General features: G+C 72.7%; 18 protein-coding genes. 8 read left to right on the top strand and 10 right to left on the bottom strand.

Annotated features, from left to right (window positions below):
* Positions 1 to 32 precede the first annotated feature (32 nt).
* Complete coding sequence (locus OHA89_RS22690) at positions 33 to 1,115, top strand: sugar phosphate nucleotidyltransferase (RefSeq protein ID WP_406366955.1); 1,083 nt, start codon at positions 33 to 35, stop codon at positions 1,113 to 1,115.
* Positions 1,116 to 1,178: 63 nt separating this feature from the next.
* On the opposite strand, the gene OHA89_RS22695 is transcribed toward OHA89_RS22690, so the two are convergent.
* On the bottom strand, positions 1,179 to 2,480 hold the full coding sequence (locus OHA89_RS22695; protein ID WP_215139412.1) for an LCP family protein: 1,302 nt from the start codon (positions 2,478 to 2,480) through the stop codon (positions 1,179 to 1,181).
* 106 nt (positions 2,481 to 2,586) lie between these two features.
* On the opposite strand from OHA89_RS22695, the gene OHA89_RS22700 reads away from it, so the two are divergent.
* On the top strand, positions 2,587 to 3,123 hold the full coding sequence (locus OHA89_RS22700; protein ID WP_215139411.1) for an acyl-CoA thioesterase: 537 nt from the start codon (positions 2,587 to 2,589) through the stop codon (positions 3,121 to 3,123).
* Positions 3,124 to 3,168: 45 nt separating this feature from the next.
* Here the strand turns inward: OHA89_RS22700 and OHA89_RS22705 are convergent, their stop codons facing one another.
* On the bottom strand, positions 3,169 to 4,548 hold the full coding sequence (locus tag OHA89_RS22705) for an LCP family protein (protein WP_406368563.1): 1,380 nt from the start codon (positions 4,546 to 4,548) through the stop codon (positions 3,169 to 3,171).
* A gap of 281 nt (positions 4,549 to 4,829) precedes the next feature.
* Here OHA89_RS22705 and OHA89_RS22710 point away from each other — a divergent pair, with 281 nt between their 5' ends.
* Positions 4,830 to 5,855 (top strand): glycosyltransferase family 2 protein, encoded by a 1,026-nt coding sequence (locus OHA89_RS22710; RefSeq protein ID WP_215139409.1) that lies wholly within the window; start codon positions 4,830 to 4,832, stop codon positions 5,853 to 5,855.
* An 82-nt stretch (positions 5,856 to 5,937) separates the two neighbouring features.
* Here OHA89_RS22710 and OHA89_RS22715 read toward each other — a convergent pair whose 3' ends face one another.
* The 4 genes from OHA89_RS22715 to OHA89_RS22730 form a co-directional block, all read right to left on the bottom strand.
* Positions 5,938 to 7,635 (bottom strand): LCP family protein, encoded by a 1,698-nt coding sequence (locus OHA89_RS22715; RefSeq protein WP_257556064.1) that lies wholly within the window; start codon positions 7,633 to 7,635, stop codon positions 5,938 to 5,940.
* Between the two features lie 60 nt (positions 7,636 to 7,695).
* Positions 7,696 to 9,414 (bottom strand): LCP family protein, encoded by a 1,719-nt coding sequence (locus OHA89_RS22720; RefSeq protein WP_266609524.1) that lies wholly within the window; start codon positions 9,412 to 9,414, stop codon positions 7,696 to 7,698.
* Positions 9,415 to 9,636: 222 nt separating this feature from the next.
* Positions 9,637 to 10,860 (bottom strand): LCP family protein, encoded by a 1,224-nt coding sequence (locus OHA89_RS22725; protein WP_266609525.1) that lies wholly within the window; start codon positions 10,858 to 10,860, stop codon positions 9,637 to 9,639.
* Between the two features lie 186 nt (positions 10,861 to 11,046).
* Positions 11,047 to 11,796, bottom strand: coding sequence for a TIGR03089 family protein (locus OHA89_RS22730; RefSeq protein WP_257556067.1), 750 nt, complete (start codon positions 11,794 to 11,796; stop codon positions 11,047 to 11,049).
* Between the two features lie 140 nt (positions 11,797 to 11,936).
* Here OHA89_RS22730 and OHA89_RS22735 point away from each other — a divergent pair, with 140 nt between their 5' ends.
* Together OHA89_RS22735 and OHA89_RS22740 are read left to right on the top strand one after the other, a co-directional pair.
* Positions 11,937 to 13,328, top strand: coding sequence for a peptidoglycan recognition protein (locus OHA89_RS22735; RefSeq protein WP_257556068.1), 1,392 nt, complete (start codon positions 11,937 to 11,939; stop codon positions 13,326 to 13,328).
* A 57-nt stretch (positions 13,329 to 13,385) separates the two neighbouring features.
* On the top strand, positions 13,386 to 14,384 hold the full coding sequence (locus OHA89_RS22740) for a DNA-3-methyladenine glycosylase (RefSeq protein WP_266609526.1): 999 nt from the start codon (positions 13,386 to 13,388) through the stop codon (positions 14,382 to 14,384).
* Positions 14,385 to 14,408: 24 nt separating this feature from the next.
* Here the strand turns inward: OHA89_RS22740 and OHA89_RS22745 are convergent, their stop codons facing one another.
* From OHA89_RS22745 to OHA89_RS22755, 3 genes are read right to left on the bottom strand one after another with little or no spacing between them, the layout of a single operon-like run.
* A complete protein-coding gene (locus tag OHA89_RS22745) occupies positions 14,409 to 15,722 on the bottom strand; it encodes a coenzyme F420-0:L-glutamate ligase (RefSeq protein ID WP_266609527.1) in 1,314 nt (437 codons plus the stop codon).
* 5 nt (positions 15,723 to 15,727) lie between these two features.
* Positions 15,728 to 16,687: a 2-phospho-L-lactate transferase gene (cofD, locus tag OHA89_RS22750; protein WP_266609528.1), complete on the bottom strand. Its 960-nt coding sequence runs from the start codon at positions 16,685 to 16,687 to the stop codon at positions 15,728 to 15,730.
* Positions 16,688 to 16,714: 27 nt separating this feature from the next.
* Positions 16,715 to 17,224 carry a cysteine dioxygenase family protein gene (locus tag OHA89_RS22755; RefSeq protein WP_266609529.1) on the bottom strand — a complete coding sequence of 170 codons (510 nt, stop codon included), beginning with the start codon at positions 17,222 to 17,224 and terminating at the stop codon, positions 16,715 to 16,717.
* 629 nt (positions 17,225 to 17,853) lie between these two features.
* On the opposite strand from OHA89_RS22755, the gene OHA89_RS22760 reads away from it, so the two are divergent.
* From OHA89_RS22760 to OHA89_RS22770, 3 genes are all read left to right on the top strand, one after another.
* Positions 17,854 to 18,117, top strand: a complete 264-nt coding sequence (locus OHA89_RS22760) for a WhiB family transcriptional regulator (RefSeq protein ID WP_003983763.1) — start codon at positions 17,854 to 17,856, stop codon at positions 18,115 to 18,117.
* A gap of 294 nt (positions 18,118 to 18,411) precedes the next feature.
* Positions 18,412 to 21,990 carry a glycosyltransferase gene (locus tag OHA89_RS22765; protein ID WP_406366957.1) on the top strand — a complete coding sequence of 1,193 codons (3,579 nt, stop codon included), beginning with the start codon at positions 18,412 to 18,414 and terminating at the stop codon, positions 21,988 to 21,990.
* Positions 21,987 to 23,477, top strand: coding sequence for a DUF5719 family protein (locus tag OHA89_RS22770; protein ID WP_266609531.1), 1,491 nt, complete (start codon positions 21,987 to 21,989; stop codon positions 23,475 to 23,477). The genes OHA89_RS22765 and OHA89_RS22770 overlap by 4 nt, the downstream gene beginning before the upstream one ends.
* Positions 23,478 to 23,511: 34 nt before the next feature.
* Here the strand turns inward: OHA89_RS22770 and OHA89_RS22775 are convergent, their stop codons facing one another.
* A complete protein-coding gene (locus tag OHA89_RS22775; RefSeq protein WP_406366958.1) occupies positions 23,512 to 23,991 on the bottom strand; it encodes a metallopeptidase family protein in 480 nt (159 codons plus the stop codon).
* Positions 23,992 to 24,029 lie beyond the last annotated feature (38 nt).

Raw genomic sequence — 24,029 nt, forward strand, 5'->3', positions numbered from 1 at the left:
TTCGTACGCCGGAGTCGGTTGGGGAGAACGCAATGACGGAAGCGATCCTGCTGGTCGGCGGACAGGGGACGCGGCTGCGTCCCGTGACGGTGAACACGCCGAAGCCGATGGTTCCGACCGCAGGCGTCCCGTTCCTCGCCCACCAGATAGCCCGTGCCGCCACCGCCGGTGTCACGCACATCGTGATGGCCACCTGCTATCTCGCCGAGGTCTTCGAGCCCTACTTCGGCGACGGGTCCGAGTTCGGCGTCCACCTGGAGTACGTCGTCGAGGACGAGCCGCTCGGCACCGGCGGCGCCATCCGCAACGCCGCCCGGCTGCTCACCGGAGGCCCGGACTCCGCCGTCCTCGTCTTCAACGGGGACATCCTCACCGGCCTGGACATCGCCGGCCTCGTCGAATCCCACAAAGCGGCCGACGCCGACGTCTCCCTGCACCTGGTGCGGGTCGAGGACCCGCGCGCCTTCGGTCTGGTCCCCACCGACTCCGAGGGGCGGGTGCTGGCCTTCACCGAGAAGCCGCAGACCCCCGAGGAGATCATCACCGACCAGATCAACGCCGGCTGCTACGTCTTCCGCCGCAGCGTGATCGACTCGATCCCGGCGGGCCGCCCGGTCTCCGTCGAGCGCGAGACCTTCCCCGGCCTGCTGGCGTCCGGCGCCACGCTGCACGGCGTCACCGAGAACACCTACTGGATGGACCTGGGCAAGCCCGAGGCCATCGTCCAGGCCTCCGCCGACCTGGTCCGCGGCGTGGTCTCCTCCCCGGCCGTCCCCGGCCGCCGGGGCGAGTCCCTCGTACTGCCCGGCGCCCAGGTGGCGCCCGGGGCCAAGCTGTCGGGAGGCACGGTCGTGGGCGCCGGCGCCCGGATCGAGGCGGGCGCGGTCGTCCAGGGCTCCATCGTGCTGGAGGGCGCCGTCATCGGCGCCGACGCGCAGGTCAGCGCCGGGCTGATCGGCGCGCGCGCCTCGGTGGGCGCGCGAACCGTGCTCGACGGCGCCGTCATCGGCGACGACGCCGTCGTGGGGGCCGACAACGAGCTGCGCGCGGGCGCCCGGGTGTGGTGCGGGGCCCAGCTGCCCGACGCCGCCATCCGCTTCTCCCCGGACGCCTGACCCGCTTCTCCCCGGACGCGTGATCCGGGGAGACCTGATCCGGGGAGGCGGGCGCGGTCGCCGTCAGTTGCCGCGGACGGTGACCTTCTCGTCGTTCTGGATCTGCTTCACCAGCTGCTGCACCTTCGCCTTGTCCCAGACGAGGTTGCCGCCGCGCTGCCCGGAGATCGGCATGTTCATCGAGACGCCGTCACCGCCGTTGACGCCCTTCATCGCGAAGAACATCTGACCCATGTCGTACAGGCCCATGTCCTTGTCCACGATGAGGGTGTCCAGGCCCGCGCCCAGCAGCGGGTAGAGCTCGAACGGGTTGAGGACCGTGGACGGGGTCGCCGCCTGGCTGGCCAGCGCGGACAGGAACTTCTGCTGGTTCTTCGTCCGCTGCAGGTCCGACTCGGCGAAGGCGTACCGGGTCCGTACGAAGGCCAGCGACTGCTCGCCGTTCAGGGTCTGCTTGCCCGCCTTGAAGTCGGCGCCCGACTTCTCGTCCTTGAAGCCCTCCTCGATGTCCAGCTCCACCCCGCCCAGCGCGTCCACGATGTTCGCGAAGCCGGCGAAGCCGATTTCCGCGTAGTGGTCGATCCGCAGGCCGGTGTTGTGCTCCACCGTCCGCACCAGCAGCTCGGGGCCGTCCTCCGCGTACGCCGCGTTGAGCTTGACCCGGCGCCCCTGCGCGGGGAACTTCTTGCCCGACTGGGAGCCGACGAAGGACGGGATCTCCACGTCCGAGTCGCGCGGCAGCGAGATCATCGTGTTCCCGCTGGAGCACTTCGCCAGGATCATCATCGAGTCGGTCCGCTTGCCCTCGGCCGAGCCCGTGTGGAGCTTCTTCTTCTCCTCGTCGGACATGCCCTCGCGGCTGTCGGAGCCCACGATCAGGTACGTCGTGCAGTCGCCCTCCTTCGGGCGCTCGATGACCTTGGACAGGTCGACCTCGCGGCGCACCTTGGAGTCCGCCCAGAAGTAGGTGGAGACCGTGGTCACCACCAGCGCGGAGACCAGCACGATCGAACCGATCTTGATCCGCTTGCGCCAGTCCGGGGCCGGTCCGGGCGCCCGCCCGGGGCGGCCGGGCCCCGAGGGCGGCTGCGCGGGGCCGCCGGGACCGCCGGGGCCCGAGGGGTTCCCGTAGACCTGGCCGGTGTTGTAGCCGCTGTCGTAGCCGCCGTACGTGTCGTGGCCCTGCGCCTGCTGCGGGGGCACACCGGGTGCGGGCGGCGGCCCGGGCCGCCGGGCGGGCGGCGGTACCGCCGGGCGCGGGGGCTGCTGCCGCTGGACATGCCGCATCCGCTGCGCGCCCTCGGGCTGCGCTCCCGCGCTGCCGCGCCCGTACCCGTCGTCACGACCTTCAGGCCAGTCATTCATGCGCCCTAGGATGCCTGCCCGGGCGTGTCGTCCGACAGCCCGGGGGGACTTCCGTGCCGGTCCTGTTGCAGAGCTGATGCCTCCACAACGCATCTAAGGTGTCCGTATGACAGAGATACCGGGCGAGCTGCCCGGGAAGCCGACCGCGGCCTCCCGTACGACCCTCAGCCACATCATGACGGCCAACGACACCAACCTCCTCGGCACGGTGCACGGCGGCGTGATCATGAAGCTGGTGGACGACGCGGCCGGGGCCGTGGCCGGGCGGCACTCCGGTGGCCCCGCGGTCACCGCCTCCATGGACGAGATGGTCTTCCTCGCCCCCGTACGGGTCGGTGACCTCGTGCACGTGAAGGCCCAGTGCAACTGGACGGGCCGCTCCTCCATGGAGATCGGCGTACGGGTCCTCGCGGAGCGGTGGAACGAGTCCACTCCCGCCACCCAGGTCGGCAGCGCCTACCTGGTCTTCGCGGCCGTGGACGCCGACGGCAAGCCCCGCCGGGTCCCGCCCGTGCTGCCGGAGACCGAGCAGGACGAGCGGCGCTACCAGGAGGCCCAGATCCGCCGCACGCACCGGCTCGCCCGCCGCCAGGCGATCATGGCCCTGCGCGAGGAGCGGGCCGCCCAGGGCTTCGACGAATGACCCACGGCTGACCGGCACCCGTCCGGCAGCCGCCCCGGTGCCGGCTCACTGCCCGCAGGTCACCTCGTCGCCCGTGAGCACCCCGAAGGTGCCCTGGTACGGATCCTCCGCACGCACCGGCACCACCTTGCGGTAGTCCGAGCCCGCGATCACCACCACCGTCCGGCCCTGGCGCGCCACCGCCCGCAGCTCGCTGCCGGGCAGCGCGGCCGCCACCGACCGGGCGGAGCGGTCCCAGCGCGGGTCGTACGTGATCACCGTGCGCCTGACGTCGCGGCCGGCGCCGTTGCCCGGGGCCCGGGTGGTGTCGAAGCCGGTGGCGCGCAGGGCCGCGTCCACCCGGCCGCCCAGCCCGTCGATCCGGGTTCCGTTCTCCACCTGGACCCGGACCTGCTGCGGGGGCACGTCCACGGGCACCGCCGCGGCCCGGCCCGCGGTCTTCCCGGGCCGGGCCGGGGCGAGCGGCCGGTCCTGCCGGAGCGCCTCGAACAGCTTGGCGGCCTTCGGCTCGTCCCACTTCACGGTGGAGCCGATGCTCTTGACCGGGAACGAGGGGTCGCCGACCGGCACGGAGGCGAACTCCGAGGAGGAGGGGGTGAAGTCCCGCATCGCCTGCCCGAGCGCCAGCATCTGCTCCGAGCCGAAGCCCGTGTCGGCCCGGACCGAGCCGAGCAGCGTGGAGCTGACCTGCTTGAACTTCACCGGGTTGAGCAGCACCCCGCCGCTGGTCGCCTGCTTGATCAGGGCGGCGACGAACCGCTGCTGGCGCTGCATCCGGCCCAGGTCGGAGGCCCCGTCGATATGGCGCGAGCGCACGTACTGCAGGGCCTGTCCGCCGGTCAGGCGGTGGGTGCCGGGCAGCAGGTCGAGGCCGGTGTTCGGGTCGCGCATGGTCTTGGCGGTGCAGATGTCCACCCCGCCGATCGCGTCCACCGTCTTCATGAAGCTGGTGAAGTCGACCTCCAGGTAGTGGTCGATCTTCACCCGGGTCATGTTCTCGACGGTCCGCACGGTCAGGTTGGGCCCGCCCTCCGCGTAGGCGGCGTTCAGCTTCACGGGGTGCGCCTTGTGCGCCTTCCCGGTGACGAGGTCCTGGTGGGCGGGCACCTCCGCGTAGCTGTCGCGGGGCAGGCTGATGACGCTCGCCCGCTCCCGGTCCGCCGACAGGTGCACGAGCATGATGGTGTCGGTGCAGTGGCAGGGCGCCCCGCCCAGGCGGTACTCGCGCTTCTCCTCCGGACTGACCTTCTCCCGGCCGTCGGTGCCGACCAGCAGGAAGTTCAGGCCGTGCCCGGCCTGCGGGCGGTTCTTCATGTCCTTGAACGGGTCCACCCGCTCGATCCCGGTGTCCAGCCCGGTCATCACGGCATGTCCGACGGCCCCGCAGCCCAGCACCACCACCGACAGTCCGGTCGCGATCCGCACCCCCCACCGGGGTCTGTCGCCCCGGCGCCGGGCCGGACCGCCGCCCGCACCGCCGCGCCGTACGCGCTGCGGCTGGGGCGGCCTGGCGGGACGGGTGGGACGGTGCGGCTGGGGCACGGTGGACACCTCCGCGGGGACAGCAGGGGGACGATCGGCATGGATCTGATTTGTCAGAACAGTAGGCCCATACGATCAGCCTCTGTCCGTACCGCTCACTCGGCGCGCACCCGGTTCCCCCGTACGCGGTAACGTGACACCGATACCCGACCTTGAAGGACCACATGCCCGCCCAGCAGCCCGCAGTCTCGGTGATCATGCCGGTGCTCAACGAGGAGCACTACCTCCGCGACTCCGTCCGCCACATCCTGGAACAGGAGTACGCGGGCGAGATGGAGGTGGTGATCGCGCTGGGGCCGTCCACGGACCGCACCGACGAGATCGCCGCCGAGCTCGTCGCCGAGGATTCCCGAGTCCACACCGTTCCGAACCCCACGGGCCGGACCCCGGCGGCCCTCAATGCCGCCATCAAGGCCTCACGTCACCCGATCGTGGTACGCGTCGACGGCCACGGCATGCTCTCGCCGAACTACATCGCCACCGCGGTGCGCCTCCTGGAGGAGACCGGTGCGCAGAACGTCGGCGGGATCATGCACGCCGAAGGCCAGAACGCCTGGGAAGAGGCCGTCGCCGCCGCGATGACCTCGAAGATCGGTGTCGGCAACGCGCCGTTCCACACCGGTGGCCAGGCGGGACCTGCCGAGACCGTGTACCTCGGTGTCTTCCGCCGCGAGGCGCTGGAGCAGCAGGGCGGCTACAACGAGGAGTTCATCCGCGCCCAGGACTGGGAGCTGAACTTCCGCATCCGCGAGGCCGGCGGCCTGATCTGGTTCTCCCCGGAGCTGAAGGTCCAGTACCGCCCACGCCGTTCCGTGAAGGCCCTGGCCAAGCAGTACAAGGACTACGGCCGGTGGCGCCACGTGGTGGCCCGCTACCACGCGGGCTCCATCAACGTGCGCTACCTGGCCCCGCCGACCCTGGTCTGCGCGATCGCGGCGGGCGTGGTCGTGGGTGCGGCCGTCACCCCGCTCGGCTTCGCCGTCCCGGCCGGCTACCTCGCGGCGATCGCCGTGGGCTCCATCCCGGCGGGCAAGGGCCGCTCCCTCAAGGCCCGGGCGCAGATCCCCGTCGCCCTGGCCACGATGCACCTGTGCTGGGGCTACGGCTTCCTGACGAGCCCGCGCTCGCTCGCGAACAAGCTCATCGCGACCCGCCGCCCGGCCGTGCACCGGGACGCCTCGCAGGTCTGAGACGTACGAAGACGTACGAAGGGGCCCGGCAGGGCGGCTGTTCACATCACAGCCGCCGCGCCGGGCCCCTTGTGCGTACGCGCTACCAGGTGAAGCCCTCCTGGATCGGCATGCAGGCCTTGTCGTTGTCGCCGTTGAGCGCGTGGGCGGACGTCGGGGCCACCGTCGGGGCGGGCGGCGGCGGGGTCGGCGCGTTGCCGGTCCGCCAGTCCTTGCCGACGAACAGGACGATCCCGGAGACCTCGTCGGTCTTCTGCAACGCGGTGGCGGGCAGGCCGAGCGCGGTGGCGACGGCAGCGGCGTCGGCCGCCTGAGCGTCGGTGGCGAAGCGGACCACCGTGGCGTCCTCGGCCCCCGTCTGGGTGTCGGCGGTGGCCTTGGCGAAGCCCTTGCCGTTCAGCAGCGTGGCGACGTCGGTCGCGCGGAGCTTGACCTTGGCCTCGGCGCCGTCCTTGCCGCCGGTGGCGTTGCGGACGGAGACCGCGATCTTCGCGGGCGACGAGGCAGGTGCGGTGGTCGCGGCGGTGGTCGGCTGGGCCGGGGCGGAGGGCGTCGCGGGGGAGCCCGGCGAGGGGGAGGCGCCGGCCGCCGGGGTGCCGGAGCCCTTGCCGTCGAGCGCGATGTCCTCGCGGACCATCCGGAACAGGTCCTCGGCCTCGCCCGCCAGGGGCTCCACCCGTCCGTTCATGCCGGGCTTCGTGCTGTAGACCCACGGCATGGTGGTCATGGTGATCCGCCCCGGCGGGACCTTCTTGAGCTCCATGCTGAGGTCGTACAGCTTGTCGATCTTGTTCAGGCCGGGGTCCACGACCATGGCGTCGATGGCCGCCTGCGCAAGGCTGTTGAGCTTCACCGGGTTGGTGAGCTTGGCGTTCTTGCGGAACTCGCGGGCCATGGAGTTCATGTACTGGTGCTGGGCGTGGGTACGGGCGATGTCGGTGCCGTCCTCGAACCCGTAGCGGGTGCGCAGCCACTGCAGGGCCGTCTCGCCCTGGATCTTGGTCTCGCCCTTCTCCAGCTTCAGGCCGGAGCCCTCGCCGGTGCGGGTGCGGGAGTGGACGTTCTGCTCGACGCAGACCGGGACGCCGCCGATGGCGTCCGCCATCGAGACCACGCCCTTGAAGTCGATCATCATGAAGTGATCGATGGGGATCTTCGTCAGCTCGGTCCAGGCGGCGACCGTGCAGCCCGGTCCGCCGCGCTGGAGGGACTCGTTCGTCTGGACGAGGCCCTTGCTGGCCGGGTGCACCTTGCCGTTCGGCTCGGTGCACTTGGGCATCATCAGCATCGTGTCGCGCGGCATCGACACCACGGACATGTTGGTGCGGTCGGCGGACAGGTGCAGCAACATCTGCACGTCCGCCAGCGGCGGGCCGTCGAAGGTCTCCGTGGCCCCGCCGAGGGCCTGGTTCGCCGCGTCGTTGCGCGCGTCGGAGCCGATGAGCAGGATGTTCAGCGGGGTCTGCCCGAAGGAATTGGGCTTGGACCCGCCCAGTTTGGTCTCGCCGAGGTTCAGCGGGTCCGTCTTGATGCTGCCGTTCAGGTGGCGGTAGTAGAGGTAACCGCCCGCCGCCGTCCCGAGTATGAGCAGGGACAGCACGGACGACACCCAGCGCAGCACGCGCCGGCGGCCCTTCCTGGTGCGACGGCCGGCCGCCCGCCTGGCGGCCCGGCCGCCCCGCGGTGGGGGTACGGTGCCGGGTGCGTCCGCACCGCCGCCGGATATGCCGTCGGCGGCCTGGGCGGTCGCCCCCTCCTCCCGCACGTTGCTGTGCCTCACGCGTCCCCCCTCGAAATACCAATTGGTCGAAATCGTGCCGGTATCACCGGCCAATCCCCGTTACTTGGCGCAGATCGCCTTGTCCGCCTGTGCCTGCTGGACGTCCTTGGGCAGCTCCTGCGGAACCGGCGCCGCCAGCGGGGCGCCCGGCTGCTGGAAGTCGGGGCCCAGAGTCAGCTTCATCGGCGTCTTGGCCGAGGCGTCCGCCGTCCCCATCTTCATGGCGGTGGCCGGGAGTCCCAGCATCTCCGCCAGCGCCCTGGCCTGGTCAGCCTGGTTGGGCGCGTACTCCAGCTGAGTGGCACCGACCTTCGCGGGGGCGTTGCCGAGATTGCTGGCCTTGGGTACGCCCTTGGTGTCCTGAAGCCACTTCAGGGTGGTGGAGGCCGCGCCCTTGGGGCCGCCGCCGTTGTACACGTCCACCCGTACGTCCGCCGCGGGCGCCTTGTTGCCCTGGAGCAGCGCGTCCTGCTTGGCCTTCGTGTCCGCGTCGGCCGCTTCCTTCGCGGCCTGCTCCTTCTTCTCGACCTCCGTGAGCGAGACGTCCCCCCGGATCATCTGCAGCAGCGGATCGGCAAGCGCCTGGTCGACCACGACGGTGGCCTTGACCTTCTCGGCCGGGTTGTCGAGTACCGGCACGGTCGTGAAGGTGATGTTCTTGAGGTCGATGTCCTTCAACTCGCCCGCGAGATCGGTGAGTTTGTCGATGGACCCCAGACCCTGGTCCACGGTCAGCGACTTGGTGGCCGCCTCCGCGAGCGAGAAGAACTTCTTCGGGCTCGTCAGCGTTTCCTTCGACTTCATCTCGCGCATCATCGAACCCAGGAACTGCTGCTGGGTCTTGATCCGGTCCAGGTCGCTCTCGTTGCCGAAGGCGTGCCGGGTCCGTACGAAGGCCAGTGCCTCCTCGCCCGACAGCCGGTGCTCGCCCTTCGACAGCTTGAGCTTGGAGTCCTGGTCGTCGACGGCCTTGTCCAGGCAGACGGGCACCCCGCCGACCGCCGTGCTCAGGGTCTTCACGGCGTTGAAGTCGACCATCATGAAGTTGTCGACCTCTATGCCGGTGAGCTCCTTGACGGTGCGCATCGTGCAGCCCGCGTCACGGCCCTCCTGCCCCAGGCTGTTGTTGAAGCGGGTGCCCTTCGTGCCCTTGATCTCCTTCGTCGAGCCGTCCGGCTGCTTCGTCGGACAGTTCGGGATGTTGGTGATCAGGTCGCGCGGGATGGACAGCGCGGTGGCGTTGGAGCGGTCCTTGGCGACGTGGAACAGGATCGTGGTGTCGGCGTGGCCGACGCTGTCCTTGTCCCCGTAGCCCTCGTTGCCCGCACCGCTGCGTTTGTCGGTGCCGATGACCAGGATGTTGATGGCCTGGTCCTTCTTGAAGCCGCCGGTGCCCGCGCCCGCGATGTCGGTGACGCTGAGGTTGCCGTTCAGGTGGTCGTAGTAGAAGTACGCCGCCGCGGCGCCGCCGACCAGCAGGAACGCCAGCGTCCCGCTGGTGACGAGCAGTGCCTTCTTGCGGCGTCCGCCGCCACCGCCCTTGCGGGAGCGGCCACCGCGCCGGCCGCCGGGCGGACCGTCGCCGCGCCGCGGCTTGGGTACGCCCGGGGAGGGTGCGGTGGGTGCGGAGGGCGCTCTGCGCGGGGCGGCCACGGTGGGCCGCCGCTGATGCGCTGTGGAGTCACCCAGTCGCAGTTCGTAGTTGCCGGTGCGGGGATTGAGCACCCACTGGTCTGCGGGGTCGATCTCGTCGGCCCGCCCACGGCTTTGCGCATCCACGGTTGCTCGAATCCTCCGTCGGTGCCTCGCGACGCGCCTCCCCCAGGCGCACGGTCAACGATCCGGCTGCTGGTGCCCGGCCTCTGGTCTGGCGGGGCACCGGATCGCTCACCATATCCGTCAGGTTCGGCTGCAAACCATGCTGGTGACAAATTCCACTCCCCTTATAACGGGGCGAACGGGTCATCCCACTCGGTTCGGTCACCGGCTTTTGGGATTGCTTTACCGGCAGTCGGCCATCCCCGCCGTGGTACCGGTAAAGGTAGGGACGGGTACGGGGGTCCCGGTGGTTCCCCCGTCCGTACGGCCCGCCCCGTCCCGTGGTGCTCCGGACGGCGTGGCCTCGACCGGCTCGATCCCGTTCTCGCTCTCGGGCTTCGGCGGGGCGACCGTCACCGGCTGGTCCGCCCGCAGCTGCTGGAACAGCCGGGCGGCGTCCGGCTCCACCAGCTCGTCCCGGTTCGGGTCGGCCGAGTACGGCTTGCGGGGGACCGTCAGGAACTTGATCTGGTCGGTCGGTATATCCCGTACGCCCCGTACGAGTTCGTACAGGCCGCGCAGCGAGGCCAGCCCCGGGTCCGTGGTCACCGAGGAGGTCGCGGCGTCCAGCAGCGGATACAGCCGGGCCGGGTTCAGCAGCACCCCGTTGCTCTGCACCTTCTTGACGAGCGAGCCGAGGAACTGCTGCTGGCGCTCCATCCGTTCGGTGTCGCTGCCGTTGCCCAGGCTGTAGCGGGCGCGGACGAAGCCCAGCGCCTGCTCGCCCCGGAGGGTCTGGCGTCCGGCGGGCAGCCGCAGCTTGGCCTCGGAGTCGTCGATCGGCTGCTTGAGGCAGACCTCCACCCCGCCGATGGCGTCGACCATCTTCTTGAAGCCGCCGAAGTCGAGCACCATGTGGTGGTCGATCCGGATCCCCGTGAGCCTCTCGGCCGTACGGATCGTGCAGCCGGCCCCGCCCCACTGGAAGGCCCAGTTGAACTGCGCACGCTGTTCGCGGGTGCGACTCCCGTCCGCCATCAGGCACTCGGGGATCTCCGTCATCAGGTCCCGGGGTATCGACACCGCCGTCGCGCTCCGCCGGTCCGCGGGCACGTGCAGCAGGATCGTGGTGTCCGAGCGCTGGGTGCCCCGGTCCTGCCCGTAGCGGGCGTTGTCCCTGCCCGAGCGGGAGTCCGAGCCGATCAGCAGGATGTTCTGGGCGCCGTTCGCGAAGTGCGCCGGGCGGTCGCGCTCGTAGCGCCGCAGCTCGGAGGCCGCCGAGGTGTCCTCGGTGATGTTCCCGTCGAGCTTGTTGTAGAGCCACCAGCCGGTGGCCGACCCCGCCAGGACCACGAAGGCCGACCCGAGCCCGATCCAGCGCAGCAGTCGGCGCCGACGGCTGCGCGGAGGCTTCGAGCCGCCTCCGGCCGTCCCGGTCCCGCCCGGTATGCCTGCGCTGTCCGTCACTGGCGTCCGTCCCCTCGCCGCTGCGACCCGCTCCGACAACGGCCGTACGGGTGGGTACGGCCACTGCCGATCCTGCCTCCGGGCGGCCGGGGCAGCCCGGGGGCAGGGCCTGTCTAGGGCCATGTGGGTGACAAATCGGCCATTCTCGCCATTAACCAGTCTGGGTGACGGGGCTCCAGGCCGCGATCAGACCGTGTGGGTGACGCGCTCGCTCTCGATCCGCTGCGCTACCGCGTCCTGCGACAGCCGGTCCAGATTCCGGCACAGCACCACGGAGCCGCCCGACGCCAGAGCGGCGTACAGCCCGGCCGAGAGGCCGTCCCAGGTGTCGTAGCCGAGCCCGGTCAGCACCCGCGAGCCCGGGCCGAGGCCGAGCTTCGCCGCGTCCTCGCGGGCGCGCGCCGTGAGCTCCGCGTGCGAGAACTCCTCGCCGCCGACGATCAGCGCGGGACCATCCGCCTCCACCGGGACGAAGGGTGCGAACCGGTCCCCCTGCCCCGGCACCTCGACCGCGTAGTCCGCGAACCCGGCCGGCGGCTGCGGGAACCGTCCGCCCAGCGGCCGCAGCGCGAGCGCCACCCGCTCCCCATCGCACTCCAGGGCCCGGTCCAGCGAGTCCGGCCCGCTGACGACGAGATCGGCATCGCCCGGGTACCCGTCCACCGAGGCCACGACCCCGACCGAGTCGCACGCGAGCAGCCATACGGCGCTCTGCCAGTGAGCGGGGAGGAGCAGCGCGAGCCGGTCGCCGGGTTCGGCGCCCAGGTCGCCCTGGAGCAGATTGGCGGTCTTGGCCACCCAATTGGCGAAGGTGGCGACGGACAATTCCACGCGCTCGCCCGTGGCGTCGTCGTAGAAGGTGACGAGCGGGCGGCCCGGATCGGCGGCGAGCGCGGATCGCAGCAGGTCGGCAGGGGTGCGGTCAGTGGCGTTCACCCGGCACAGGGTACGCGGGCCCGTCCCCCGTACGGCGGCCCGCTGCTCCGCCGTACGGGGGAGGGGCAGGCCGGGGCAGGCCGGACGGGCCGTCAGTTCTCGGATGGCGCCCGCCCGTGCGGGTGCTCACCATCCTTTTCATGCGTGGATTCCTTGCTTCCTCGATCGGCGTCGCGACCGCCGCCGTACTGGCCCTGCCCGTCGCGTTCCCCACCGCGGCCCTCGCAGAGTCGTCCCCCGTGACCCCCGCCGGTTCCACCCAATCGCTGCCGCTCGTCCCCCTGGGACCCTCGGCAACCCGGACGCCCGGCGTGCCCGGGATGAGCGCCTCGCCGGGCGGCCTCCCCGAGACGCGGGGCCTGACCGCCCGCGAGGTCACGACGTTCTCGCTGGTCGGCGTGGTCTGGGACGACGCCGCCACCCAGCTGCACGGCACCGTCCAGGTCCGCACCCGCTCCGCGAAGACCGCGACCTGGTCCGGCTGGCAGGACGTCGAGACCCACAACAGCGAGCACGCGGCCGACCCCGACGCGGTGGAACGCGGCTCCGGCCGGATCCGCGGCGCCACCGCCCCGCTCTGGGTCGGCGAGTCCGACGGCGTGGAGGTCCGCGTCCAGGCGGAGCCCGGCACCCCGTCCACCCGCGCCCCCGCCCGGCTGCCCACGGGCATGCGGATCGAGCTCGTCGACCCGGGTGCGGAAACGCCCGCCACCGGCTCGGACGGCAAGAACAGCGGCCCCGAGGGCGACGACAAGGGCGAGGTGGTGGTGCCCGGCATGACGATGGAGATGGCGGAGTCCTCCGCCGCGAACATCCCGCACGCCGAACTGGGCGCCAACGAGATCACCGAACTGGACAAGGCCGACTCCACCGCCGACGCGATCTTCGCGAGCGACGGCGAGCTGACCGCGGCGGCCGCCCCGTTCATCGGCCCGCGCCCGCGGATCGTCACCCGCAAGGGATGGGGCGCGGACGAGTCCCTGCGCGAGTCGGGCTTCGTCTACACGAACACGGTCAAGGCGGCCTTCGTCCACCACAGCGCCTCCGGCAACAACTACGCCTGCAAGGACGCCCCGGCGGTCCTGCGCAGCCTGTACCGCTACCACGTGGTCAGCAGCGGCTGGCGGGACTTCGGCTACAACTTCGCCGTCGACAAGTGCGGCACGGTCTACGAGGGCCGGGCCGGCGGAGTCTCCAAGGCGGTGCTCGGCGCGCACACCATGGGCTTCAACACGAACAGCATGGGCGTCGCGGTCCTGGGCACCTACACGTCCACGACCCCGCCGGCGGCGGCGGTCGACGCGGTCGCCCGCCTCACGGCCTGGAAGCTCGGCCTCTTCAGCCGGGACCCGCGCGCGAAGACGACCCTGACCTCGGGCGGCGGCAACCGCTACCCCAAGGGCAAGAACGTCACGATGAACGTCATCTCGGGCCACCGCGACGGCTTCGCGACGGCCTGCCCGGGCGCGAAGCTCTACGGAAAACTCCCGTCGACGCGCACCACGTCGGCCAAACTCCAGGGCCGCCCGTAGCCGCCCGCAGCCGCAACGCGATGCCCCGGCAACGGTCCGCAGGGCTACGCTCGAGGCATGGCCGGCCGCTTCGATCCACTCACCCGCACCACCGTGCGCGGCGGCCGCACCGCCGTGCCCGGCGGGCAGGGGCACGCGGCCGGGGCCGGGGCCAAGGCCCGGCGCTGGGCCCCCGACGGCCCCGTCGACCTCGGGCTCACCCTCGGCCCGCTCAGACGCGGCCCCGCCGACCCCACCTTCCGCACGACCCCCGACGGCTCGCTCTGGCGCACCAGCCAGACCCCGCAGGGCCCCGCGACCCTCCGGGTCTCCCGCACCGGCACCGAGATCACCGCCGAGGCCTGGGGCCCCGGCGCCGACTGGTTCCTCGAACAGCTGCCCGCACTCCTCGGCGCCGGCGACGACCCCGCCGCCTTCGTCCCCCGCCACCGCCTCGTGCACGCCAGCCACCGCCGCCGCCCGGGCCTGCGCCTCACCCGCACGGGGCTGGTCCTGGAGTCCCTGATCCCGGTCATCCTGGAACAGAAGGTCACCAGCGACGAGGCGTACCGCGCCTGGCGCCGCCTCGTACGCCAGTACGGCGAGCCCGCGCCCGGCCCGCACGGCCTCGGCCTCTACGTCATGCCCGCCGCCCGCACCTGGGCCCTGATCCCGTCCTGGGACTGGCACAAGGCCGGGGTCGACGCCAAGCGCTCCGCCACCATCGTCCGGGCCGCCCGCGTGGCGAACCGCCTGGAGGAGGCCGCCGCCATGGAGCCCGCGCCGGCGGCCGCCCGGCTGGAGGCCGTCCCCGGCATCGGCCCCTGGACCTCCGCCGAAACCCTCCAGCGCAGCAACGGCGACCCCGACGCCGTGACCACCGGCGACCTCCACCTCCCCGGCATCATCGGCTACGCCCTCGCCGGGGACCGCGACGCCGACGACGCCGCCATGCTGGAGCTCCTGGCCCCGTACGCCGGGCAGCGCCACCGCGCCGCCCGCCTGATCCTCCTCGCGGGCCACACCCCGCCCCGCCGCGCACCGCGCATGCCGCGCAGCGACATCGGCCGGCTCTGACCGCCTGACGGCCGGACCGCCCGGCTACCGGACCTGGATGAAGTCCGCCGCGGACCGCGCGGGCCGCTCCCGGGGCGGCTCCGCCGCGTGCCCCACGGCCACCGTCCCCATCGGATCCCAGTCCTCGGGCAGCCCCAGCACCTCGCGCACCACGTCCCGGCAGAACATCGTCGAGGACACCCACGCCGAGCCCAGCCGCTCCCCGGCCAGCGCGACCAGGAAGTTCTGCACCCCCGCGCCCATCGCGACCACGAACATCTCCCGCTCCGCCGTGTCCCGCCGAGCGTGCCCGTAGTCGTGCGCGCCGTCCGTCACCAGACAGGGCACCACCAGGTACGGGGCGGCCCGCAGCACGTCCCCCCGCCGTACCCGCTTCGCGATGGACTCCTCGGACTTGCCGTCCGCCCGCAGGTCCGCGACCCAGGCGTCCCGCATCGCGTCCAGCAGCTCCAGCCGGGCCGCGGCCGACTCCAGCAGCACGAACCGCCACGGCGTCGTGTGGTGCGGAGCCGGGGCCGTCACGGCCGCCGCCACGGCCCGCCGCACCGCGCCGCCGTCCACCGGCTCGGCCGTGAAGGCCCGTACGGTACGGCGCTGCGTCACGGCTTCCCGTACCGCCTCCGAGGTGCCCAGCCGGAACATGTCGTCGGCCGGGGTGCGCACCAGGTCCCGCGCCGACGAGCCCTCGCCGAGGACGTGCGCCAGACCGCGTACGACGGCCACCGGAAGCCCGGCCGCCTTGCCCTTGACCAGGTCGCCCGCCGCCGCCAGCTCGTCGGCGGTCGCCACCACCGTCGCGCTCAGCGGATTGCCGTGCGCGTCCGTGCCCCCGCGCAGGTCGTCCAGGACCCGCACCCCGGACGAGCCGATCGCCACGTCGGTGAGCCCGGTGCGCCACGGCCGCCCGAAGGTGTCCGTCACGACCACGCCCACGTCCACGGAGAGGATGTCGCGCACCCCCGCGCGGATCGCGGCGGCCGAGGCGTCGGGGTCCTCGGGCAGCAGCAGGACCGTGCCGGGCACGGTGTTGGAGGCGTCCACCCCGGCGGCCGCCATCACCAGCCCCTGCCGGTTCTCGACGATCCGCAGGGAACCGCGGCGCGCGACCACCCGTACGGTCTCCGCGTCTATGGCCGCCTCGCGCGAGTCCGCCTCTACGATGCGGCCCTCAGCCTTGGAGACGATCTTCGAGGTGACCAGCAGGACGTCCCCGTCCCGCAGGTCGGGCGCGGCCACCGTGATCAGCTTTGCCAGGTCGTCACCCGGCCTGACCTCGGGGATCCCGTCGACGGCCCGCACCTCGTACGAAGGACTGTGCTCGCGAGGAGCGTGCGTCACGGCGGTCACCGGGAGGCCTCGGCCAGTTCCAGCGCGGCCCGGGCCATCTCGGCGGTGGCGGCGAGGTCGGTCATCATCAGCGGCACCGCGCGGCAGCTGATCCCCGCGGCCTCGACCTCGGCGACGGCGTCCGCGTCGGCGGTGTCCACCAGCCAGCCGTCGAGCAGCTCGGTCCCGTAGTGCAGGGCGACGGCGGCGGCCGTGGACTCGACGCCCACCGCGGCCAGCACCTTGTCGGCCATCCCGCGCACGGGCGCGCCCCCGACGATGGGGGAGAGGCCCACGACCGGCGCCTGGGCGGCGGCCACGGCGTCCCGGATGCCGGGCACGGCGAGGATCGTCCCGACCGAGACCACCGGGTTGGACGGCGGGAAGACGATCACGTCGGCGGCGGCGATGGCCTCCAGCACCCCGGGCGCGGGCTTGGCCTGCTCGGCCCCGACGGGGACGATCGCCTCCGCGTCCACCGCGGCGCGCAGCCGGACCCAGTACTCCTGGAAGTGGATGACCTTGCGCTCTCCGGTGCCCGCCTCGGTGATCGCGACGTGGGTCTCGACCCGGTCGTCGGACATGGGCAGCAGCCGTACGCCGGGCTGCCAGCGGTCGCAGAGGGCCTCGGTGACGGCGCTCAGCGGGTAGCCCGCGCCGAGCATCTGCGTACGGACGATGTGGGTGGCGAAGTCGCGGTCGCCGAGGCCGAACCAGGTCGGTCCGACCCCGTACGCGGCGAGCTCCTCCTTGACGGTGAAGGACTCGTCGGTGCGGCCCCAGCCCTGGTCCTCGTTGATGCCACCGCCGAGGGTGTACATCACCGTGTCCAGATCGGGGCACACCTTGAGCCCGAACAGGTGAATGTCGTCACCGGTGTTGCCGATGACCGTGATGTCCGCGTCGGGCACTGCCGACTTGAGTCCGCGGAGGAACCGGGCGCCGCCTATACCGCCGGCCAGAACAACAATGCGCATGCACCGAAGTCTGTCAGGCCGGCCGGGTCACGCGGGTACGGACTCCGGCGTGGCCGGGGAGCAGCTGTGGATCGGCATTTCGGTCAGGCCGGGGAAGTAGACGTGCAGGCTGACCGCGCCGTCGAGGGTGTCGTTGACGACCTCGTGGGCGTAGCCGGGGGCGAAGACCCGCTGGGAGCCGGCGCCGAGGGTGAGCCGCCCGCGCGGGTTGCGCTCGGTGAGCTCGCCTTCGAGGACGGTCAGGACGCCGGAGGAGGGGCCGTGGTCGTGCAGGCCGCTGCCCTGGCCGGGGACCCAGCTGAGCAGCCAGACCTCGTAACCGGGGCCGGTGCGCAGCCGGTGGTACCAGCGGGTGGTGGCGTCGTACCGGACGAGGTGCTCCCAGGAGGCGCGGTCCTCGGCGATGGAGCGGGCGAGCCCGACGAACTCGGCGACGGTGGCCGGGTGTTCGCGGGCGGGCTGGAGGAGGTGCTGGACGGCGAGGATGTCGCCGGCGATCTGGAGGTCGCTCTCGACAGTGATCGGGGTGCTGTTCATCGTGGGGAGTCCTCGACGGATGTCAGTGGTGCCGGCGGTTGCTGTGGGGCGGGCTGGAGCTCAAGGGAGCCGAAGCTCCGAAGGCATCAACAGCTGCAACAGCAACAGCGAACCTGGGCAGCGCACAGGAACCCACGAATGGGGGTCCGGGTGATGGCTGCGGTCACTGACATGCGAACAAGGAGAACGGGTCGGAGGTCGGACTGTCAACCCAATGTCCGGTTTGGGGCAAAAGTTTCACCTCATCCGGTTACTGTGCGCGGAGAAAGGTTTGTGCACTCCGCGCCAGGGGATGTGCCGCTGTGCCGAGCCCAAACCTGAACCTGCCATCTCGTGACCGGACTGTGATCTCCGCCGCTTCTTTGGCTGAATCGCAACCCCGCCACAGGGTGACGCGTGAATCCCAGGTGAAGGAGTGCATCACAAGATCGTCTGTGGCATGTGTCACGATTTTTGGCGATATGAACACTTTCTGCATAGGCTTGGTTCCGCAGAGTGAATAAGGGGCCCAATAGCAGATCTCGGCTTGACTGCGCCGGAGCCACGCACTTGTAATTTCACTCGTGTCGTTACGTAGCGATCAGTAATGGCATGACCACGGGGACGCACAGACAGAGCGAGGGGCGCACATGACCGAGCTGTTTCAGGAACTGCTGGTCGAGGAGGCGGACGAGGAGCTCGGATGGCAGGAGCGCGCTCTGTGCGCCCAGACCGACCCCGAGTCCTTCTTTCCCGAGAAGGGCGGCTCCACCCGCGAGGCCAAGAAGGTCTGCCTCGCCTGCGAAGTCCGCTCCGAATGCCTTGAGTACGCCCTTGCCAACGACGAGCGATTCGGCATCTGGGGCGGTCTGTCCGAGCGCGAGCGCCGCCGGCTGAAAAAGGCAGCGGTCTGATAGGCCCCGGGCGCTTCCCGCCGGGCGTCTGCCGCACATCGCACGACATATCGAACCGCACGGCCGACCGGGCAGAAAACACGGCGGACAACAGGGCAAACAACACCGCGAAGAGCACGGCAAAGAGCACGGCAAACGGTCCGCCTCCTGCACCTTCCCCGCAGGAGGCGGACCGCTGCTTTGCCAGCCGTTAGGGTGGGGCGCTGTCCAGCAGCCTCCGAGGGCACACCACCCCCGGACCCTCCCCCCGGACTCCTTCCGGAGGGACCCCCAGGCCGGAGGGCCAGTAGCGCGATGTCCCTGCACAGCCAGTCGGCGGCCTCCCACCAGGCCCCCGCCACACCCGAGTTCCCCCGGCACGTCGTCACCGCGGTCCTCGTCGCCCACGACGGCGACCGCTGGCTGCCCCGGACCCTCGCCGGCCTCCTCGGCCAGGAACGTCCCGCGCAGAACCACATGGCCGCCGACACCGGCAGCGCCGACGAGTCCGCGCGACTGCTCACCCAGGCCTTCGGCGACGACCGCGTCCTGCACCTCGCCCGCCGCACGGGATTCGGCACCGCCGTCGACGAAGCCGTCCGCACCGCCGGCACCCTGACCCCCGAGGACCTCCCGTACCTCAAGCGCCCCAGCGGCTGGGACCCCGTCAGCCGCACCTGGCGCGACGACGCGTACGACCTCCCCGAGCTCCCCCACGGCGAGCCCGTCCAGTGGCTCTGGCTCCTCCACGACGACAGCGCACCCGAACCCGACGCCCTCGCCGAACTGCTCCGCGTCGCCGACGAGAACCCCGACGCCGCCGTCATCGGCCCCAAGCTCCGCGGCTGGTACGACAAGAAGCAGCTCCTCGAAGCCGGCGTCACCATCGCCCGCAGCGGTCGCCGCTGGACCGGACTCGACCGCCGCGAACAGGACCAGGGCCAGCACGACCAGGTCCGCCCCGTCCTCTCCGTCTCCACCGCCGGCATGCTGGTCCGCCGCGACGTCTACGACGCCCTCGGCGGCTTCGACAAGCGGCTGCCCCTGATGCGCGACGACGTCGACCTCTGCTGGCGCGCCCAGAGCGCGGGCCACACCGTCCTCGTCGCCCCCGACGCCGTCATGCGCCACGCCGAGGCCGCCGCCCGCGAACGCCGCACCGTCGACTGCGCCGGCCGCACCACCGCCAGCCCGCACCGCGTCGACAAGGCCGGCGCCGTCTACACGATGCTCGCCAACAGCTCCGGCCGCGCCCTGCCGTACGTCCTGCTGCGCGTCCTGGTCGGCACCGTGCTGCGCACCCTCGCCTACCTCGTGGGCAAGGCCCCCGGCCAGGCCGTCGACGAGGTCACCGGCCTTCTCGCCACCCTGCTCCGCCCGGGCCGCGTCCTCGTCGCCCGCAGGGCCCGCCGCCGCCCCGCCGTCCCCGCGGCCGAGCTGCGCCCGCTCTTCCCGCCGCCCGGCGCCTCCCTGCGGGCCAACGCCGAACAGCTCGCCGGATACTTCGGCGACGCCCGCGACAGCGACTCCGTCCCCGCCGGCCGGCACGGCGGCGGCAGCATCCTCACCGCACCCGGCGAGGACGGCGACTACCCGGCGGCCGAGGAGCGCTTCGCGCGCCTCAAGCGGATCGCCCGCAACCCCGCCCCCGTCCTCTTCGGCCTCCTCCTGCTCGTCTCCCTCGCCGCCTGCCGCGCCCTGATCGGCGGCGGCTCCCTGATGGGCGGCGCGCTGCTCCCCGCCCCCGACAGCGGCCCCGGCCTCTGGCGCGCCTACACCGACGGCTGGCAGGCCGTCTCCACGGGCTCCACCGCCGACGCGCCGCCCTACCTGGCCGTCCTCGGCGCCTTCTCCACCCTCCTCTTCGGCTCCACCCACGCCGCCCTGACCCTGCTGCTCGTCGGCTCCGTCCCGCTCGCCGGACTCACCGCCTACTTCGCCTCCCGGCCGCTCGTCGAGTCCCGGCTGCTGCGAGCCTGGGCCGCCATCGCCTACGCGTTCCTGCCCGCCGTCACCGGGGCCCTCGCCGGAGGCCGCCTCGGCACCGCCGTCCTCGCCGTCCTGCTGCCGCTGATCGCCCGCTCGGCCGTCGCCGCCTTCGGCTTCGGCGACGGCGACCGCAGCAGCTGGCGCGCCGTGTGGACGTACACCCTGCTGCTGACCGCGGCCACCGCCTTCACCCCCGTCGTCTGGCCGCTCGCCGCCGTCCTCGGGGCCGCCGCGCTCGTCTTCCACCGGGCGCAGTGGAAGACGTACGGACCGAGGCTGCTCGCCAGCCTCGCCGTCCCGCTCCTCGTGCTCGCCCCCTGGTCGCTGGGCCTGCTCACGCACCCCGGCCGCTTCCTGCACGAGGCCGGACTGCCCTTCGGAACCGGCTCCGCCTCCGCCCTGGACCTGCTCGGCATCAGCCCCGGCGGCCCCGGCGCCGCCGGCGGCCTGCTGCTCCTCGGCATCGTCCTCGCCGCGCTCGGCGCCCTGCTCCGCGCCGAGCGGCAGTTCGCGGTCCGCACCGCCTGGGCCACCGCCCTCGCCGCGCTGCTCCTCGCCGTCCTGCTCAACCGCAGCGCGTGGGCCGGACCCGCCACCCTCGTCTACGGGCTCGCCCTGCTGACGGCCGCCGCGGTCGGCGCGGACGGCGCCAAGGAGCGGGTCGCCGCAAGCAGCTTCGGCTGGCGCCAGCCGCTGGCCGCGCTCATCGCGCTGGCCGCCGCGGCCGGACCGCTGCTCGCCGCGGCCGCCTGGCTCCTCGCCGGCGCCGACGGCCCGCTCCAGCGCCGCGACCCGGTGCAGGTGCCCGCCTTCGTCGCCGACGCGGGCGGGGACGACAACCAGACCCGCACCCTGATCCTCGACCTGGACCCGCCCGCCACCGTCTCCTACAGCCTCGTCCGCGGCTCCGGCGGCCGCCTCGGCGACGCGGAGGTAGCCGCCCGCACCGGCGGCGACCCGCGCCTCGACAAGGTCGTCTCCAACCTGGTCGCCGGCTCCGGCGCGGACCAGTCCAGCCAGCTCAGCGCCTACGCCATCCGCTTCGTCATGTTCCGCCCCGGCGGCCCCGAGGAGATCCGGCGCGTCCTCGACGCCACCCCCGGCCTCAGCCGCCGCCACCAGCAGGACGGCACGGCGCTGTGGGGCGTCGAACCCTGGCTGCCGCGCGCCGTCATCGTCTCCGGCAAGCAGGGCGAGGCCCCGATCCCGGTCGCCGCGGGCCCCGTCGAGGCCCACGGCAAGATCCCGGCCGGTGAGGCGGGCCGCGTGCTGCGCCTGGCCGACCGCGCCGACTCCGGCTGGCAGGCCACCCTCGACGGCAAGCCGCTCAAGCCGAAGACCCTCGACGGCTGGGCGCAAGGCTTCGAACTGCCCGCCTCCGCGGGCCGCCTCGACCTCGTCCACGAGGGCTCCCTCCTGCGGACCGGCTGGCACTGGGCCCAGGGGCTCCTCGCCCTGGTGCTGCTGGTGATGGCCCTGCCCGGCCGCCGCGAGCGGCTCGACGACGACCTCCCCGAGGAGGAGGCCGCCATCCCGGCCCAGCCCGGCCCGGGCGAGCCCGGCGAGGGCCGCCGCGCCCGCCGGCTGCGCGCGGAGGCCGAGCCCGTCGCCGCCCCCGCTCCGGTGGAGGCCGAGGTGGCCGCCGATCCGTACGCGGACATCCCGGCGCAGCCGGTGTACGGGGAGGAGACCTACGCCTACCAGGCCTACCCGGACCAGGGCGGCTACACCTACGAGCAGCAGCAGCAGCCGCCGCAGCCGTACGCGCAGCCCGCGGAGTACGAGCAGTACCCGTACCCGCAGCAGCAGGCACAGCAGCAGTACCCCTACCCGTACGAGCAGTACGACCCCAACGACGGCCACGCGCAGTACAACCCGCGTCCGGACGGGAGCCCCCAGCAGTGAAGCAGCGCGCACCCCTCACGCTGGCGGCCGTGACCGCGGCGCTGGCCGCCCTCACCGGCATCGCCGCCCTCACCGCCCCCGCCGCCGGGGGCACGGCTCCCGACGGCAAGGCCGCGGCCGCCGCCCGGATGCCGGTGGAGCGGTCCCTGCTGGTCTGCCCGGCGCCCAGCTCCTCGGACATCGCGGACACCACGTACACGGCGTTCACCCCCGGCGCGGCCGGATCCGCCGAGGGCAAGGGCTCGGCCCGGCTGCTCGGCGCCACCAAGGACGCCAAGCCGGTGCTGGAGCCCAAGGAGGTGGGCAAGCCCTTCGGGGCCACCGCCTCCGGCGCCGACGCGCCCGCGCTGACGGGCAGCGCCGACGGGGTCCTCGCCCCCGGCTGGACCGCGCAAATGACCACCAAGGTCTCCGTCGGCCGCGCCCGGGGCGTCCTCGGCGCCTCCTGCACCGCGCCCGGCACCGACTTCTGGTTCCCCGCCGTGAGCACCGCCAAGGGACGCGAGGACTACGTCCACCTCACCAACCCCGACGACGCAGCGGCCGTCGTCGACATCAAGCTGTTCGGCCCCGACGGGCTGGCCAAGCCCGACGCGGGCACCAGCGAGAACATCCGGATCGACCCCAAGTCCAGCAAGTCGGTCCTGCTCTCCTCCCTGGTCCCGGGCAGCCAGCTCGCGGACGCCACCGCCCACGTGACGACCCGGGCGGGCCGGGTCGGCGCCTCGGTCCAGGTCGCCGAGGAGGGCGTGGGCGCCGACTGGCTGCCTGCCGCCGCGGACCCGGCGGGCTCGCTGGTCCTGCCGGGCATCCCGGCCGACGCGGTCTCCGTCCGGCTGGTGGCCTTCGTACCCGGCGACGAGGACGCGGACCTGAAGGTCCGGCTGGCCGCTCCGGGCGGCGCCATCACCCCGGCGGGCAACGAACAGCTGCACGTCAAGGCCGGTATGACCGCGAGCGTCGACCTCAAGGACGTGACCCGCGGCGAGCCCGGCTCGCTGCTGCTGACCCCGGCGGACCCCAAGAAGGCCGCCCCGGTCGTCGCGGCGGTACGAGTGGTGCGCGGCAGCGGAGCCAAGCAGGAGCTGGGCTTCGTCCAGGCCACGGCGCCGGTGGGCACGCGGGCGACCGTCGCCGACAACCGGCCCGAGGAGAACGCGACCGTCCTGTCGCTGACGGCGGCGGGCGACAAGGACGCGAAGGTCAAGGTGACGGCCTCACCGGGTACCGGCGGCGGCGAGGCGGCCTCCCAGGAGGTGACCGTCAAGGCGGGCACCACACAGGTGGTGGCCGTGGCCCCGGCGGGCGGCAAGGGCTCCTACGCCCTCACCGTCGAGACCCTCTCGGGCGGCCCGGTGCACGCGGCCCGCACGCTGAACCTCCCGCACGAGGGCATCTCGATGTTCACCGTCCAGACCCTGTCCGACGACCACTCCACGGTCTCGGTCCCCAGGGCCGCCGAGGACCTCTCGGTCCTCACCCGCTGACCCGCGGACCGCGCTGCGGCCAGGTGCCAGGTACCTACTCCTGGCCGTAGCGCGGGTCCACCGTCTCCGGCGAGAGGCCCAGCAGCTCCGCCACCTGCTCCACCACGATCTCGTGGACCAGCAGCGCCTTCTCGTCCCGCGTCTTGGTACGGATCTCCACCGGCCGGCGGAAGACCACGACCCGGGCCGGCCGGCCCTCGCGAGGCTCCGAGACCCCGCCCAGCGGCACCGCCTCGTCGTTCCAGCCGGCGTCCGCTCCGCCCGGCGGGCCCGGCACGTCACCGACCAGGAACTCCACCTCGGCCAGCTGCGGCCAGCGCCGCTCCAGCCGCTCCACGGAGTCCCGTACGAGGTCCCCGAACAGCTCCGACCGGCTGGCCGACAGCGGCACTTGAGGCGGCGCCACCGGCCCGCGCATCCCGCGCCCGTGCCGGTCCCGCCGGCGCGGGCGCGGCTCGGCGGGAGCCCCGACGGGGGGCTGGGCAGGACGGGGAGGCAGCGGGCTGTCGGTCACCCCCGCAGGGTAGCTCTCGGCACGACACGGGGGAGTGA

It is taken from the genome of Streptomyces sp. NBC_01546 (assembly GCF_045208355.1).
In the GTDB taxonomy this organism is placed as follows: domain Bacteria; phylum Actinomycetota; class Actinomycetes; order Streptomycetales; family Streptomycetaceae; genus Streptomyces.